At 57.1% G+C, this 14417-nt stretch carries 12 protein-coding genes; 3 read left to right on the top strand and 9 right to left on the bottom strand.

What is annotated here, in order from left to right; all coding sequences use genetic code 11:
* The first annotated feature begins 7 nt into the window (after positions 1-7).
* Together nqrF and Q0955_RS17330 are read left to right on the top strand one after the other, a co-directional pair.
* Positions 8-1231, top strand: a complete 1224-nt coding sequence (gene nqrF / locus Q0955_RS17335; protein WP_299426856.1) for an NADH:ubiquinone reductase (Na(+)-transporting) subunit F — start codon at positions 8-10, stop codon at positions 1229-1231.
* Positions 1232-1370: 139 nt separating this feature from the next.
* Positions 1371-2759: an MATE family efflux transporter gene (locus Q0955_RS17330; protein WP_299426853.1), complete on the top strand. Its 1389-nt coding sequence runs from the start codon at positions 1371-1373 to the stop codon at positions 2757-2759.
* A gap of 1 nt (position 2760) precedes the next feature.
* On the opposite strand, the gene eda is transcribed toward Q0955_RS17330, so the two are convergent.
* The 4 genes from eda to gap are packed head-to-tail and all read right to left on the bottom strand — an operon-like array spanning position 2761 to position 7729.
* A complete protein-coding gene (gene eda, locus Q0955_RS17325; protein ID WP_299426850.1) occupies positions 2761-3408 on the bottom strand; it encodes a bifunctional 4-hydroxy-2-oxoglutarate aldolase/2-dehydro-3-deoxy-phosphogluconate aldolase in 648 nt (215 codons plus the stop codon).
* 6 nt (positions 3409-3414) lie between these two features.
* The gene (gene edd, locus Q0955_RS17320) at positions 3415-5223 is read right to left on the bottom strand and encodes a phosphogluconate dehydratase (protein ID WP_299426847.1); all 1809 of its coding nucleotides are present in this window, start codon (positions 5221-5223) and stop codon (positions 3415-3417) included.
* Positions 5224-5260: 37 nt separating this feature from the next.
* Positions 5261-6715: a glucose-6-phosphate dehydrogenase gene (gene zwf / locus Q0955_RS17315; RefSeq protein ID WP_299426845.1), complete on the bottom strand. Its 1455-nt coding sequence runs from the start codon at positions 6713-6715 to the stop codon at positions 5261-5263.
* Between the two features lie 6 nt (positions 6716-6721).
* Complete coding sequence (gene gap / locus Q0955_RS17310) at positions 6722-7729, bottom strand: type I glyceraldehyde-3-phosphate dehydrogenase (protein ID WP_299426842.1); 1008 nt, start codon at positions 7727-7729, stop codon at positions 6722-6724.
* A gap of 155 nt (positions 7730-7884) precedes the next feature.
* Here gap and Q0955_RS17305 point away from each other — a divergent pair, with 155 nt between their 5' ends.
* Positions 7885-8883: a LacI family DNA-binding transcriptional regulator gene (locus tag Q0955_RS17305; protein ID WP_299426839.1), complete on the top strand. Its 999-nt coding sequence runs from the start codon at positions 7885-7887 to the stop codon at positions 8881-8883.
* Here the strand turns inward: Q0955_RS17305 and Q0955_RS17300 are convergent.
* From Q0955_RS17300 to Q0955_RS17280, 5 genes are all read right to left on the bottom strand, one after another.
* Positions 8880-9581: a CbiX/SirB N-terminal domain-containing protein gene (locus Q0955_RS17300; protein ID WP_299426836.1), complete on the bottom strand. Its 702-nt coding sequence runs from the start codon at positions 9579-9581 to the stop codon at positions 8880-8882. The genes Q0955_RS17305 and Q0955_RS17300 overlap by 4 nt on opposite strands.
* Positions 9578-10147, bottom strand: a complete 570-nt coding sequence (locus Q0955_RS17295) for a DUF4202 domain-containing protein (protein WP_299426834.1) — start codon at positions 10145-10147, stop codon at positions 9578-9580. The genes Q0955_RS17300 and Q0955_RS17295 overlap by 4 nt, the downstream gene beginning before the upstream one ends.
* A 140-nt stretch (positions 10148-10287) precedes the next feature.
* Positions 10288-12486, bottom strand: coding sequence for a PAS-domain containing protein (locus Q0955_RS17290; RefSeq protein ID WP_299426831.1), 2199 nt, complete (start codon positions 12484-12486; stop codon positions 10288-10290).
* 7 nt (positions 12487-12493) lie between these two features.
* Positions 12494-13648, bottom strand: a complete 1155-nt coding sequence (locus tag Q0955_RS17285) for an FIST N-terminal domain-containing protein (RefSeq protein ID WP_299426828.1) — start codon at positions 13646-13648, stop codon at positions 12494-12496.
* A gap of 54 nt (positions 13649-13702) precedes the next feature.
* Positions 13703-14389 carry a response regulator transcription factor gene (locus Q0955_RS17280; protein WP_299426825.1) on the bottom strand — a complete coding sequence of 229 codons (687 nt, stop codon included), beginning with the start codon at positions 14387-14389 and terminating at the stop codon, positions 13703-13705.
* Positions 14390-14417 lie beyond the last annotated feature (28 nt).

Raw genomic sequence — 14417 nt, 5'->3', positions numbered from 1 at the left:
AGGCGAGATGGAAACATTTACTCTAGGTGTCGTTCTCTTCACCCTAATCGTTCTGGCGCTGGTGACCATCATTTTGGTGGCGCGGTCCCGACTGGTGAGCACGGGCAACGTCGAAATTACCATCAACGGTGAGAAGACAATTTCGGTGCCAGCTGGTGGCAAGCTGTTGCAAACCTTGGCGGAGCAGAAACTGTTCGTCCCGTCTGCTTGTGGCGGTGGTGGTACCTGTGCGCAGTGTAAGGTGCGTGTGCATTCCGGAGGTGGGTCAATCCTGCCAACAGAAGAAAGCCACATCACCAAGCGTGAAGCGGCTTGCGGTGACCGCCTGTCTTGTCAGGTGGCAGTGAAGCAGGACATGGACATCGAAGTGCCTGAAGAGGTGTTCGGCGTGAAAAAGTGGGAGTGTACTGTGCGCTCCAACGAAAACGTAGCAACCTTCATTAAGAACCTTGTTCTGGAACTGCCCGAAGGTGAGGACGTGAACTTCCGCGCTGGTGGTTACATCCAGATTGAAGCGCCTGCTCACAAATTGAGCTACAAGGACTTCGCGATTGAGGAAGAGTACAAAGAGGACTGGGACAAGTTTAATCTGTGGCAGTTTGAGTCTTCGGTCTCTGAACCGGTCGAACGCGCATACTCCATGGCGAACTATCCGGATGAAAAGGGCCTGATCATGCTGAACGTGCGTGTGGCCTCTCCTCCTCCGGGCAGCCAGGGTATTCCACCCGGCCAAATGTCGTCCTACATCTTTAACCTGAAGCCAGGTGATAAGGTGACGATCTCCGGTCCGTTTGGTGAATTCTTTGCCCGCGACACCAACAAAGAAATGGTCTTCATTGGCGGTGGTGCTGGTATGGCGCCGATGCGCTCGCACATCTTTGACCAGCTTAAGCGTCTGCAGAACCGCGATCGAAAGATCTCTTTCTGGTACGGTGCGCGCTCCAAGCGTGAGATGTTCTTTGTTGAGGACTTTGACGGATTGGCGGCGGAGTTTGACAACTTCGACTGGCACGTGGCTCTGTCCGATGCCCTTCCAGAAGATGATTGGGGCGGCTACACCGGCTTTATCCACAACGTGCTGTTTGAGGAATACCTCAAGAACCACCCAGCCCCAGAAGACTGCGAATACTACATGTGCGGTCCTCCCATCATGAACCAGTCTGTAATCAACATGTTGCTTGATCTGGGTGTCGACCGTGAAGACATCATGCTGGATGACTTCGGCGGTTAAGCAAAAAGACTAAGAATATGAGACGCCGCTCTTTTGGGGCGGCGTTTTCTGTTGCGTTGCAAAACAATCTGGTTGGCCTCGCAGTGCCGAGGTGGCAGGGTGCCCGCCTCTGGAAACCAAGAAGCGAACAGGTAACCTGATGGCCAAAGCAGTGTTCTTGCAAGGTGCGTTGATGCGCCATGTAGCCGTGATGTCATTGACATCGTCGGTGGGTTTGATGGCTATTTTTGCTGTCGATTTTGTTGATATGATCTTCATCTCGATGCTGGGCAACAAAGCCTTGGCCGCGGCTGTGGGCTATGCTGGCACGCTGCTGTTCTTCACCAATGCGATCAACATTGGTTTGTCGATCTCCGCAGGGTCGTTGGTTGCGCGCGCCATTGGAGCAGATCAGGTGGCCCGAGCGAGGGAATATGCGACGTCGGTGGCACTCTTGGGGATCTTGATCGGCCTGGTAATTCCAGCTGTGGTATTTGTGTATCTTGATCCAATCCTGACGTGGTTGGGCGCTGAGGGAGACACTTTGGATTTGGCCAAGCGCTACGTTGGAATTGTGATGCCCACCATGCCGGTGATGTCGCTTGCTATGGTAAGCATGGCAGTGCTGCGGGCGCATGGAGACGCTCGGCGGTCGATGATGGGGACCGTATTTGGCGGGGCCGTGAATGCCGCGTTGGATCCTTTGCTTATCTTTGGCTTCGGGCTGGGCTTGGACGGTGCCGCTTATGCTTCGGTCATCGCGCGCGCTGTTATGTGCGCTTACGCCGTTCTGTGTGTTGTCCGGATCCATCAGGGCTTTGCAGCGCCATCGGCGGGCATTGTGCAGAGAGATGCCAAAGCGATCAGTGCCATTGCTGGGCCAGCGATTTTGACCAATGTCGCCTCACCAGTTGGGACGGCGATTGTGACTCGAGAAATGGCACGTTACGGCACGGATGCCGTGGCGGCTATGGCAGTGATTGGTCGGTTGATGCCTGTGGCCTTCGCGGTTGTGTTTGCGCTTTCTGGCGCCATTGGCCCGATCGTGGGGCAAAATTTCGGAGCAGCGCTTTTTGATCGTGTGCGTGGAACGTTGAAAGCGGGCTTGCAGTTCTTACTGGCTTACACGCTATTGGCGGCACTCATCCTGTTTGTTGCGCGGGGCCTGATTGCTGATCTGTTTGAAGCCGACGGCGAGATGCGTGCTTTGATCTATCTGTTCTGTGGGCCGCTGGCGCTGCTGCAGTTCTTCAACGGCGTGATTTTTGTGTGCAACGCCTGTTTCAACAACCTCGGTCACCCCATTTTTTCGACTTATGTGAACTGGGGACGGCACACGCTGGGCACCTATCCGTTTGTGATTGTTGGCGGTCTCTACTGGGGCGCGTCAGGCGTGTTGATGGGGCAAGCCATCGGCGGGGCATTGTTTGCGGCAGTGGGATTGGCCATGGCCATAAAAACAATCAACCGGCTCAGTCGTCCTGAACCGGTTGATCCGTTTGCAGAAGAAAGCACGCTGCATCACATTAGCGGACGCCGAAATTGGTGAGTTAGCGTGGCAGCTTGGAGGCGTCGCGCGCGAGGACTTCGATTTGATCCCATGCGCCCTGCTTGACCAATTTAGACGGGGCGACCCAACTGCCGCCTGCGCAGACCACATTGGCCAGTGATAGGTAGTCTGTGGCGTTTTGAGGGTTTACGCCACCGGTGGGGCAGAAGCTGATTTGGGGGAGAGGGCTTGCCAGTGACCCAAGGAATTTAGCACCGCCCGCAGCTTCAGCAGGGAAAAACTTGAGCATGTTGTAGCCACGCTCAAGTAGCGCCATGGCTTCAGACGCGGAGGCGGCCCCAGGTAGGAGGGGCAGCCCCTCTGCCTCACAAGCAGCCAACAACGTGTCGGTTGCCCCCGGAGACACGCCGAAGGTGGCGCCCGCATCTTTTGCGGCTTTGACGTCGTCAGGTGTCAGCAATGTGCCTGCACCAACCACACCGCCGGGTACGTCAGCCATAGCGCGGATTACATCCAGTGCTGCCGGTGTACGCAGCGTGACTTCCAGCGCTGGAAGGCCACCTGCAACCAAGGCTTCTGCGAGAGGCTTAGCATGGGCGACATCTTCGACCACCAGTACCGGAACAATGGGAGCGGCGTTGCAGATCTTCCGCGCCTGAGCGCTGGCTTCTTGGGGAGTGATAGACATCGAAATTTATCCTTCAAAAATGGATGCGCCGGTGGCGGCTGGCCCCACAGCATTGCGGAAGGCGGCAAAGAGTTCGCGCCCAGTGCCGTGTTGATAAGACGATAGGTCTGCAGTCGCCAGCGGGCGACCATCAAAATCGTCGGCCAAGACTTCCAGTGTTCCGGCCTCGGCATCCACGCGGACCAAGTCGCCATCGTGGAGTTTGGCAATTGGGCCGCCGTCCAGCGCCTCAGGAGAGACATGGATTGCCGAGGGGATTTTGCCGGATGCGCCCGACATACGCCCGTCGGTGACAAAGGCAACCTTGAGCCCCTTGCCCTGCATGATTGACATCAATGGCGTCAAGCTGTGCAACTCCGGCATGCCGTTCGCTTTGGGGCCTTGGAACCGCACCACAATGACAGTGTCTGTGGTAAGCTCGCCGGCTTGAAAGGCCGCTTTGACCTCGTCCTGATCATGAAAGACGCGCGCAGGAGCCTCAACGAACCGGTGCTCCGGAGCCACGGCCGAAATTTTCATGACCGACATGCCAAGGTTGCCAGACAGGCGAGCAAGACCACCGGTTGGCTGGAACGGGTCTGTTGCCGGGCGTACAATTTTGTCGTTGAGCGAAGTTTTGGTGCCCGGCTGCCAGGACAAGGCGCCGTCGATAAGCTTGGGTTCGTGGGTGTAGTTTTCCAGCCCTTCACCGGCCACTGTTTTGGTGTCCGGATGCAAAAGGTTTGCCGACAGAAGCTCGCCAATCATATATCCAAGGCCTCCGGCGGCGTGGAAGTGGTTCACGTCTGCCAAGCCGTTCGGGTACACCCGCGCCAAGAGCGGTGTGATGTCGGACAGCTCCGCAAAGTCTTCCCAGGTCAACACAATGCCGCCAGCGCGCGCCATGGCAATCAGGTGGATTAGAAGGTTGGTCGAGCCACCTGTGGCGTTCAGGCCGATGATGCCGTTCACAAAGGCTTTCTCATCAAGGATGTCGCACGTTGGCGTGTAGTTGTTGCCCAGAGCGGACAAGGACAAAGCACGGCGCGCGCCTTCTTCGGTCAGCGCATCGCGTAGATCCGTATTTGGCGAGACAAAGCTAGAGCCGGGCAAATGCAGCCCCATGAACTCCATCAACATCTGGTTGGTGTTGGCTGTGCCGTAGAAGGTACAGGTGCCAGGTCCGTGATAGGCGGCCATTTCCGAGGCCATCAGTTCCGCGCGGTCCGCTTCTCCGGCGGCAAAGCGTTGGCGAACCTTGGCTTTTTCGTCGTTGGAAATGCCTGTGGCCATTGGGCCCGCGGGTAGGAAGACTGCTGGGAGATGGCCGAAGCTTTGGGCGGCGATTACGAGGCCAGGCACAATTTTATCGCAGACACCCAGGTAGACAGAGGCGTCAAAGGTGTTGTGGCTGAGTGCTACACCCGCAGCCAAAGCAATCACGTCTCGCGAAAACAGCGATAGCTCCATGCCCGCTTCGCCTTGTGTCACACCATCGCACATTGCAGGCACGCCACCTGCAACTTGTGCTGTGCCGCCCGCTGCCCGCGCGGCATCGCGCAACAGGGACGGGTAGCGCTCAAACGGTTGGTGGGCGGACAGCATATCGTTGTAGGCGGTCACAATGCCGAGGTTGCCCGCTGATCCCTTGGCCAAAGCGGATTGATCGCCACCTGCACCTGCATATGCATGTGCCTGTCCGGAACAGCTCAGATGCGCCCGCGCAGGCCCCTTGTTGGCCGCCTGCGCCATGCGCTCCAGATAACTGTCACGATGTGGTTTGGAACGCGTGATGATGCGTTCAGTGATTTTTTCGACGGTTGGGTGGAGTGGCATGGGGACCATCCTTCCTAGTAAGGGAGTGGGGTGAGACTTAGTCGCCGATGGGGCGCCAGCGCCGCCCACCTCGATGCATCAGCATAAGGGCTTCTTCAGGACCGGAACTGCCAGGATCATATGGGACAGGGCGCTGATTTGCCTCTTCCCAAGCCGCAATTAAAGGATCTGCCCAGGCCCAAGCGGCCTCAACCTCATCGCCGCGCATAAACAGCGTTTGATCACCTCGGATCACATCCATGATCAAGCGCTCATAGGCGTCTTGCGACATTAGGCTGTCGCCCAAGGCGTCCGCAAAGGACATGTCCATGTCAACTTCAGTGAGACGCATACCCCCGGGACCGGGTTCTTTGATGGTTGTGCGCAATGTGATGCCTTCGTCCGGTTGCAGTCGGATGATCAGGGCATTGCCTTTGCGGCCTTCCATTTTATTTGGGAAGATGTTGTGTGGCGGGTCTTTGAACACCACGGCAATTTCGGAGGCGCGGTCACGCAACTGCTTGCCGGTCCGTAGATAAAACGGTGTGCCTGCCCATCGCCAGTTGCCAACTGACAGCTTCATGGCGATGTAGCTTTCCGTGCGGCTGTCGATGTTTTCAACATCCTCTAAGTAGCTTTGATTGTCCCGGCCAGCTCGGTACTGACCACGGACAATGTCATCCAAGAGAACCGGTTCCAAAGCTTCGATGACTTTGACTTTTTCGTCTCGCACTGAGTTTGAGGTGAACTTGCTGGGCGGCTCCATCGCGATCAAGCAGAGCAATTGCATCAGGTGGTTTTGCACCATGTCTCGCATGGCACCGGACTGATCATAGTATCCCCCACGACCAGCGACACCAATGCTTTCAGCAACGGTGATTTGCACGTGATCGATATGGGTGGAATTCCACAGCGGCTCAAACAAGGAATTGGCGAACCGCAACGCCATGAGGTTTTGCACGGTTTCTTTGCCGAGGTAGTGGTCAATCCGGTAAATCTGCTGTTCGTCAAAATGCTTCAGCAGGTCTTTGTTGAGCGCTTGTGCGCTTTCCAGGTCATGACCAAAGGGTTTCTCAACAACAATGCGACTTTCTTGAGTAGCAATACCATTGAGGCTCAAACGCTCTGCAATGGCACCAAAAAGTGAGGGAGAAACAGAGAGATAGAACGTGCGAACCGTTCCCTCACGCAAAACGTCCTTCAGGTCCCGCCACCCGGTTTCCCCCATCGCGTCTATGTGTACATAGCTGAGATGTTCGAGAAACTCGGCAACCATTTCTGCGGGCCGCAAACTTTCCTCGACAAATTCAGCAAGTGCGGTGCCGATCAAGGCGCGGAACCCGGCGTTATCCATGTCGGAACGCGCCGAGCCAATGATTTTGGCGTCTTCTGGCATTTGGCCCGCGCGAAACCGGTGGAAGAGCCCTGGTAGGATTTTGCGGCGGGCGAGATCGCCCGTTGCGCCAAAGATCACTAGGTCAAAGGGTTCGACTGGGATTACGCGTGCAACCATAACAGTTTAGCCTTTCAGAAGTGCGCCCATGCGGCGACCGGTGTCGAGCATACGATTGGAGAAGCCCCACTCGTTGTCATACCAGCTTACCACACGCACCAGGCCTTCTTCAGTCACACTGGTTTGGGCCGGTGCAAAGACGGAAGAATGTGGGTCGTGATTGAAATCCGCGGACACCAATGGCGCTTCTTCATAGCCAAGTACACCCTTCAGAGGACCTTCTGCTGCAGCCTTGACCGCTGCGTTGATTGCCTCAACTGTGGCCGGTGTGTTGGTGTTGATCACCAGATCCACCATGGACACATTGGCGGTTGGAACGCGGATGGCGGAGCCTTCGAGTTTGCCTTTAAGGTGCGGGAGAACCAGAGAAATCGCGCGAGCGGCACCGGTGGAGGTCGGGATCATCGACAGCGCCGCAGCGCGGGCGCGGTAGAGATCTTTGTGGTTGGTGTCATGTGTTGGCTGGTCGCCGGTGTAGGCGTGAATTGTGGTCATGTAGCCGGTTTTGATGCCAAACGCGTCGTCCAGTACCTTAGCAACAGGAGCAAGGCAGTTGGTGGTGCAGGAGGCATTGGAGACGATGATATCGTCAGCGGTAAGTGTGTCGTCGTTGACGCCATAGACAATGGTTTTGTCGGCATTTGCGCCAGGGGCTGAGACCAGCACGCGCTTGGCGCCAGATTTGAGAAGCAATTCTGCTTTGTCTTTTGCGGTGAAAATGCCTGTGCACTCATAAGCAATATCAACGTCGGACCATGGCAGCTCTTGCGGGTCGCGGATGGCTGTCAGGCGGATCGATTGATCGCCAACTTTCATGGTGTCACCGTCCAGCGAAACTTCGGCGTTCAGGCGGCCGTGGACGCTGTCGTATTTGAGCAGGTGCACCAAGTGGTCGTTAGGGGAAAGGTCATTGATTGCAACGACTTGAATGTCGTTGGCACCGCTTTCGATGAGGGCGCGCAGCACGCCGCGGCCAATGCGGCCAAACCCGTTGATGGCAATCTTGATGCTCATGTCATTCTCCAAACATGCAAATCAGCGCTTTCGGTAGCGCCACCGTTAGCGCTATCGCTACAAGGAAATGCAACGGGAATCAAGGGGAGGAATTAACTTCTCGACGGGGCGCTTTCGGGGTTGCTTTGGCCTGGGTTGTGTCAGACCATCCGACCATGGGAAAAAAGCTTCTTCTCAAGGACATCGCCAAATTGGCAGGTGTAAGTGAAATGACGGCCTCACGCGCAATGCGCGGGGCGCAAGACGTTTCGGAATCGACCCGCAAAAAGGTTGAACAGATCGCGCGGGACGTTGGCTACGTGCCGAATCGCATTGCGGGCGCTCTTGCGTCCAAGACCGTGAATCTGGTTGGCGTGGTGGTACCCAGCCTGAATTCTTCGGTTTTTCCTGAGGTGTTGTCTGGCATCAGCTCGACTTTAAAGGCCACCGCTTTGAAGCCCGTGATTGGCGTCACCGGTTATGATTTGCAGGAAGAAGAAGAGGTTATCCGAGAGATGCTGAGTTGGCGGCCCACCGGGGTTGTCATCGCCGGTCTGGAGCACAATGACGCTGCCCGAAAAATGCTGGCCAACGCTGATTGCCCGGTTGTGGAAGTCATGGATGTGGACGGAGATCCCATCAAGCACTGCGTTGGGATTTCCCATCTTGAAGCCGGCCGCAAAATGGCGCGCACCATTTTGGACGCCGGTTATAAGAAAATTGGCTTTGTCGGCACCAAGATGCCGCAAGATTACCGTGCCGAAAAGCGTATGCAGGGCTTTGAGTTGGAGCTTAAAGAAGCTGGCTTGTCGTTGTTTGATCAGGAACTTTATTCCGGTGTGTCCTCAATTGAGACCGGCAACAAATTGACGGAGCTTTTAACGCAGCGCTCGCCGGAGCTTGAGTGCATCTATTTTTCCAGCGATGTGCTCTCCATTGGCGCCTATATGTACTGTCTTTCCAAAGGGCTTTCAGTGCCCAAAGATTTGGCGATTGCTGGGTTTAACAACTTGAATTTGCTCAAAGGTTTGCCAATGCCGCTGGCAACCACGGATGCGCATCGGTTTGAGATCGGGCAGAAGGCGGCGGAAATTATCCTTGCGGCGCAGAGCCCGGACAGCCCGGCGCAGGTGATGAAGTTGGAGCCAGTTGTCACAACAGGGCAGTCGCTTTAACGCGCGTCTCGGATTGCGTCGGCAGTCAATTTTGCAATCTCCGGCCATGTCCCAAGTGGTGGCAAGGTGATGCCGGTATATTTTGCTTTTTCAAGGGCTTCCGGGATATCCTGGCGACAATGGTCACCTTCCAGTGCAAAGAAAGGCAAGCAGAGGCTTTGTTCTGGAAGAGGGCGGGCAGCGTCGGCTATAAATGGTTCTTCTTCGACAAAACCCACAGAAATTTCCAAGGCCTCAAATCGCTTTGAAAGCGCGTCTTGAAAGGCAAATGCCGATTCGGCTGCCTTTGGGCCTTTTGCCGAGCCATGGGCTGCCAAAAGAAGGTGCGTTTCACCTTGTAGCCAATTGCGGTCTGCCAGCTCGGATTTGACACGGTTGGCCGCCACATCCGGCAACTCTGGATGAAACCCCAGCGGCGGCAAAACCTGTAATTCCGCGTTGCCTAGTCGATCCGGTAGCATCTTTGAAACAAAGAAACCGTCCGCCATGAACATGGGGAAAACCAAAGATCCGGATGACATTTCAGATACTTGGCGTTCCAATGCGTGTGGCATTGCAAGGGTGGCAGCGCGAATGGTCCAGTTGGGGAGATGCCGGTTCACAGCCGCGGCGAACCCTTGCAACCACTGCTCCGGCGGCTCTGGAGCGGACGGTTGACCGTGTGCAACGATTAGGGCTTCGCGGGGCGTCTCGCTCATGCAGCCGGGGCCTCAAACGCTGCTGCGAGGTCATCGGGCAAGTCAAACTCCCGCAAAGCCCGTGACCGCGCGTCGGCGGACATTTTTCGGGCGGTTTTCACAACGATACTGAGCACTTTTTCTGGACTGTGTTTGGCCGCAAAGGGCGCGAAGTAGTGTTTGATGAAGACAAAACAGATAACATCTTCAAGAGCTTGCACCTGATCGTTGCGTTTGATGCCTTCCTTGCGCAACATGGCACCCGCTGCGGTAACGTCATCTTCGTCATACCCCGCTTCGGTCATAATTTCGCAAACGCGGGTGGCGTGATGTGTACCAAGATCCCGGCGCCACTTTAGATAGCCCGCGCGACCTTCCGGATAATCCGCGCGTTTGAGAACCCAGCGTTCAATATGCTGACCGCGGGATGCGATCTGTAACGCCTCGGAAGCATTGGGAAAAATCCGGTTGCACTCTTCGGTCATTCGTTGACCGTAGAGCAGTGATTCTGGCTGCCCATTGTCAAGTTTCGGGTCTTTGGCATTGGCGGTGTCAATGGCGTCCAAGGAGGTTTGAAGACGGGTCATGGGCTGGCTCCGAGCTGCTTTAATGAGGTGTTTTTAGGGGGTGATGCGGCTGGCGAAAAGAGGCAAAAATCCACGTCGGTATTGCGTCTGTATCGCGGCTGTATTGCGGAGGTGCGTATTTTGGATTTCGGGGCAAAGATTTACGTGCCGGTAAGAATGGCGCGCAGCTGATCCAAGTCCAGAGGTTTGTGCAACAGGGGCGCTTGAAGCGCCTGACATTGTAGTTTCAGATCCGGGTCACGATTGGCACTGATGACACAGGCGGGCAGGGGGCCGTAGGTCTTGCGCAATTTGGCAATAAGCTCGGTTCCGGTGGCGTCGTTGTCGAGTTGGTAATCAGCCAGCACCATGTCGGGCGCGATGTCGATTTCGCGCAGCAGGTCGAGGGCTTCGATGTCGCTGCCGCACGCGAGTACATCGGCGCCCCAGTTTTCCAGGGTCATGGAAATGGCGTTGCGCAGCTCGGTGTCGTTTTCGACCAAAAGTACGATGCGATGGGCCAGTGGCGCAGTCGGCTCCGGGGTAGGCAAGGGGATGTCGGTGGGAGCAGTTTGTTCTGTGTGCAACGGCAGTGTGATGCAGAAGCGCGTGCCACGGCCGGGTTCGGATTGCATTTGCATTGGATGCGCCAGAAGACGGCAGGCGCGTTCCACAATGGCCAGACCAAGGCCCAGCCCTTCGGCAGGGCTTGCAGCGGCGTTTACACGGTGGAACTCGTCAAACACTTTGGCTTGCTGTTCCACCGGGATGCCCGGTCCGGTGTCCCAGATTTCCACCACCATCTGGTCGCCGCGTCGACGGGCAGCGACCAAAACGCGGCCCTCGTCTGTGTAACGCAATGCGTTGGCAATGAGGTTTTGTAGAATGCGACGCAGGTAAGTGGCATCAGAGTGCACGGTGACGTCATGGCTGCGGAGATCGAAGCGGAGGCCCTTTTCGCGGGCGATGGGCGCAAATTCGTCGTGTAGCTGGCCCAGCAGAGCGCCCAGTGGGATCTGTGTGTCGTGTACGGCGGCGCGGCCACTGTCGAGGCGGGAAATGTCGAGCAATGCCCCCAAAATGTGTTCAACGCTTTGCAAGGCGGACGAGGCTTTGGACAGGCGCTCACGTTGGTCGGGCTCTTCGAGATCGGTTTCCAGCGAGGCCATATAGAGTTTGGCTGCCGACAGCGGTTGCAACAGGTCGTGGCTTGCGGCGGCGACAAATCGGGACTTGGACGCGTTGGCGCGCTCGGCCTCTGCCAGAGCGTCCTGAAGTTCCAGGGTGCGTTCCTGCACGTGGCGCTCAAGGGTTTCGTTGACTTGGGCCGTAGCGCGTAAGGCGCGGCGTTCTGTTGTGATGTCAGCGAAAGAGATCACAAAGCCGCCGTCCGGCATGTGTTGGGCAAAAACCGCAAGGATACGATCTTCCCCCAGTTCCACCTCAAAAGACAACGGTGCGCGGCGCCCATCGTGGGCGGCCCAGTGGGCCAGAGCCTCGGCGTCGGCGGTTTCCAGAAAGGCCAGCTTGCGCGAGAGCTGGTCAAAGATGGTGTCAAACGGCAACCCAAGGTGAAAGTGACGCAGAGGGATGGAGAGCAGTTCTCCCATGCGCCGGTTCCACCCGACAAGGCGGGCTTCGCGGTCAAAGATGCCGACGCCCTGATCCAGATGTTCTAGCGTGGCTTTGATCAGGCGGGCTTGGTCGTCGAGCAGGCGCTCGCGCTCTTGTCGCTCGATCAACATCATGTCGGTGACGTCGGTTTGAAGCACCACAGTGCCGCCGTCGCGGGTGCGATGTTCGGACACCTGGATCCATTTGTCATTTGCGAGGCGGGCGTTGAACACTACGTGCTGTTCGCGGTGGCGCAGCAGACGCTGGTCGGCCCATTGGTTGGCGGTCATACCGTCGGGCAGCTCTAAAAACGCACTTTGAGAGACGATGTCGACGTAGTTGGCAAATGGTAGGCCGGGTTTGAACAGCGGGTGGATGTCGCGCATGTGTTTGCCAAAGCGGGTGTTACAGAGCACCAGTTTTTCGTCGGCATCAAACAGCGCAAAGCCTTCTTGTACGGTCTCGATCGCGTTGGCGAGGTTGGCACGGGCGGCTTCGGCTTCGGCGTTGGCTTGGGCAAGCGAGGCGTTGGAGGTGTTGAGCAGGTCAAGCGCGTGTTCGAGTTCGCGGGTGCGGGCGGCGACCTCCTCCTCGAGCATGACGGCGCGTTCAAATTGGGCATAGGCCACGCCGGTGGTGTCGGGGCTGGCCTCGGCACGGCGCATGAGCGTGTCGACGATTTTCAGGAGCTTCTGATTCTGGCGTTCCAGCGAGTCCTTTGGGTCGATCAATGTGGCGTCGGTCATTGCGGCGTTAGTCCGTTTCCGGTGGGTAGATGGCAACGCCGGTGAAGGTTTGATTGACATGCATCGAATTGACCTGCTCGCCGTAGGTGGAGAAGCCCACCACATTATGTTTGGCGAGGACGCGGGAGATGTCACCCGTTATCTGTTTTTGCGTGGCTTCCACACGGCGTAGAACACAATCGCAGCCCAATATCAGGGCGGGTGCTGTTTCACACGTCAGGGCGCTGAGTTCGCGATCGAGATGCGCAACCATGTCTTCGGGCTCGGCCAGCGTGAGCACGACACCTTCGTCAATTGCGGAGAAAAACTGCAGATCGCCGTTTTCCGCGACTTGCTGAATCGCGCGCACATGGGTTTGCTCGCCAATGCGCACCACAACCGGATGTGCGGCAAAGGTGAAGGTGGAAAGCTGTTCCGGGTCTTTGCCAAGGATACGGGCATATTCGCGGGCCGCTGGCTCGGCGTTGATTTCGTGAACACGACGGGTGCTCGGGTTTGCGCCGGTGACAACCATGCGCTGTTCTGTGGGCTGGAGGTGGTCAGTCTTGAAGACATGCACTGGGCAGTTGGAGCGCAGTTGCACCAGGACGGCGGCGTTGCTGCGAAAAGCGGATTTGTACAAGACGTGGGTCTGCTGAAAATCCTCTCCGTCCCCGGCGGATCCGCCAAACAAGGGCACGGGACCTAAGCCCAACGACAGGTCGGCGGCCAAAGCGTCTTCGCGGGTGGAGAGGCCGTCGACCATGAGAAAGGCAAATTCGGATGTCCAGCATGGGTGGCTGGCGGCCAGTGCTTTCCGGTTGTGGATCATCTCGGTGATGCGCGCTTCTGCTTTTATTTCCGAGAGGTCCTCCACAAGCAGAGTGCGGGCGGCAAAATGGGTTTGTGGCAGGCCAATGGCGACAATTTCACCTTCGGTATAGCCGTTTTCGGCCAACTCCCCTGCGGTGGTGCACCCGACAACTTCCGCTGCGCCAAAACGGCCAGCGATATCGCATACAAATTTCTGCAGGTTGGTGTTTGGCGATACAAACAGAACAACCAATGCAAAAGGGTCCGGACCCAATGCCGCGACAAGTTGGTCAACCGCATCGGGCGCGTCACAAGGGGCAAACCCTGTGCGCACAATGTGAGACCCGTCTAAGGGTGTGCTGGCATCCATGCTGGCGTTCCTCCCGCAGCTCTCCTCAAAGCCGCTCGTGGCAGATTAGGCTGCCTACCCGCTGCTGCGCAAGTGTTCCTCAAAGCTGGCTTCTTTGGCGATCAGGACCGCCTGTGTGCGCGAGTGAACGCCAAGTTTGCGCATGATCGCAGTCACATGGGCTTTCACCGTGGTTTCTGCGATCGACAGCTCAAAGGCAATTTGCTTGTTGAGTTTACCTTCGCAGATGAGATCCAGGATGCGAGCCTGTTGTGTGGTCAAACTGGCCAGACGCGCCACGGCGTCTTTTGTGGCGTTGTCCTCGTCGCAGGTCGGCATATGGCCTTCGGGCACAAAATTTCGGTCTTCGGCCAGGGCCTGCAAGGCGCGGCGGAACATATCGCGTTGGCTGTGTTTGGGCACAAACCCGGCGGCGCCAGCATTCAGCGCGGCGTTGATGATCCGTGTGTCGGCCATGGAGGACACTACCAGCACTTTGGCGTTGGTGGCCTTGCGTAGGCGTAGCAACCCGTCAAAGCCGTCCACATCCGGCAGGTTCAGGTCCAGCACGACCAGATCCGGGTGTGGTGCATTTTCCAGGCGGGCCAAGGCGTCTGTCAGGCAAGGTGCAGTGGCCACGTCCGTGATCGGCGCGATGGCCTGTAAGGTCATGACCAGAGCGTCACAGAACAGCGGATGGTCGTCGACCACAAGGGCGTTGGAGAAGCGTTTGAGAACTGGCGAAGCGACATCATTTGGCATGGCAGTAGCCTAGCAGAGAGTGGGGCCA

Origin of the sequence: uncultured Shimia sp., from assembly GCF_947493595.1 — a bacterium.
GTDB lineage: Bacteria > Pseudomonadota > Alphaproteobacteria > Rhodobacterales > Rhodobacteraceae > Shimia.
The sequence above is the reverse complement of the archived record's forward strand: the minus strand, read 5'-3'. Positions and strand labels throughout refer to the sequence as shown.

Excerpts from the sequence above, each read along its gene's own strand:
- nqrF (WP_299426856.1), top strand. The coding sequence starts at position 8 with ATGGAAACATTTACTCTAGGTGTCGTTCTCTTCACCCTAATCGTTCTG.
- Q0955_RS17330 (WP_299426853.1), top strand. The coding sequence starts at position 1,371 with ATGGCCAAAGCAGTGTTCTTGCAAGGTGCGTTGATGCGCCATGTAGCC.
- eda (WP_299426850.1), bottom strand. The coding sequence starts at position 3,408 with ATGTCTATCACTCCCCAAGAAGCCAGCGCTCAGGCGCGGAAGATCTGC.
- edd (WP_299426847.1), bottom strand. The coding sequence starts at position 5,223 with ATGCCACTCCACCCAACCGTCGAAAAAATCACTGAACGCATCATCACG.
- zwf (WP_299426845.1), bottom strand. The coding sequence starts at position 6,715 with ATGGTTGCACGCGTAATCCCAGTCGAACCCTTTGACCTAGTGATCTTT.
- gap (WP_299426842.1), bottom strand. The coding sequence starts at position 7,729 with ATGAGCATCAAGATTGCCATCAACGGGTTTGGCCGCATTGGCCGCGGC.
- Q0955_RS17305 (WP_299426839.1), top strand. The coding sequence starts at position 7,885 with ATGGGAAAAAAGCTTCTTCTCAAGGACATCGCCAAATTGGCAGGTGTA.
- Q0955_RS17300 (WP_299426836.1), bottom strand. The coding sequence starts at position 9,581 with ATGAGCGAGACGCCCCGCGAAGCCCTAATCGTTGCACACGGTCAACCG.
- Q0955_RS17295 (WP_299426834.1), bottom strand. The coding sequence starts at position 10,147 with ATGACCCGTCTTCAAACCTCCTTGGACGCCATTGACACCGCCAATGCC.
- Q0955_RS17290 (WP_299426831.1), bottom strand. The coding sequence starts at position 12,486 with ATGACCGACGCCACATTGATCGACCCAAAGGACTCGCTGGAACGCCAG.
- Q0955_RS17285 (WP_299426828.1), bottom strand. The coding sequence starts at position 13,648 with ATGGATGCCAGCACACCCTTAGACGGGTCTCACATTGTGCGCACAGGG.
- Q0955_RS17280 (WP_299426825.1), bottom strand. The coding sequence starts at position 14,389 with ATGCCAAATGATGTCGCTTCGCCAGTTCTCAAACGCTTCTCCAACGCC.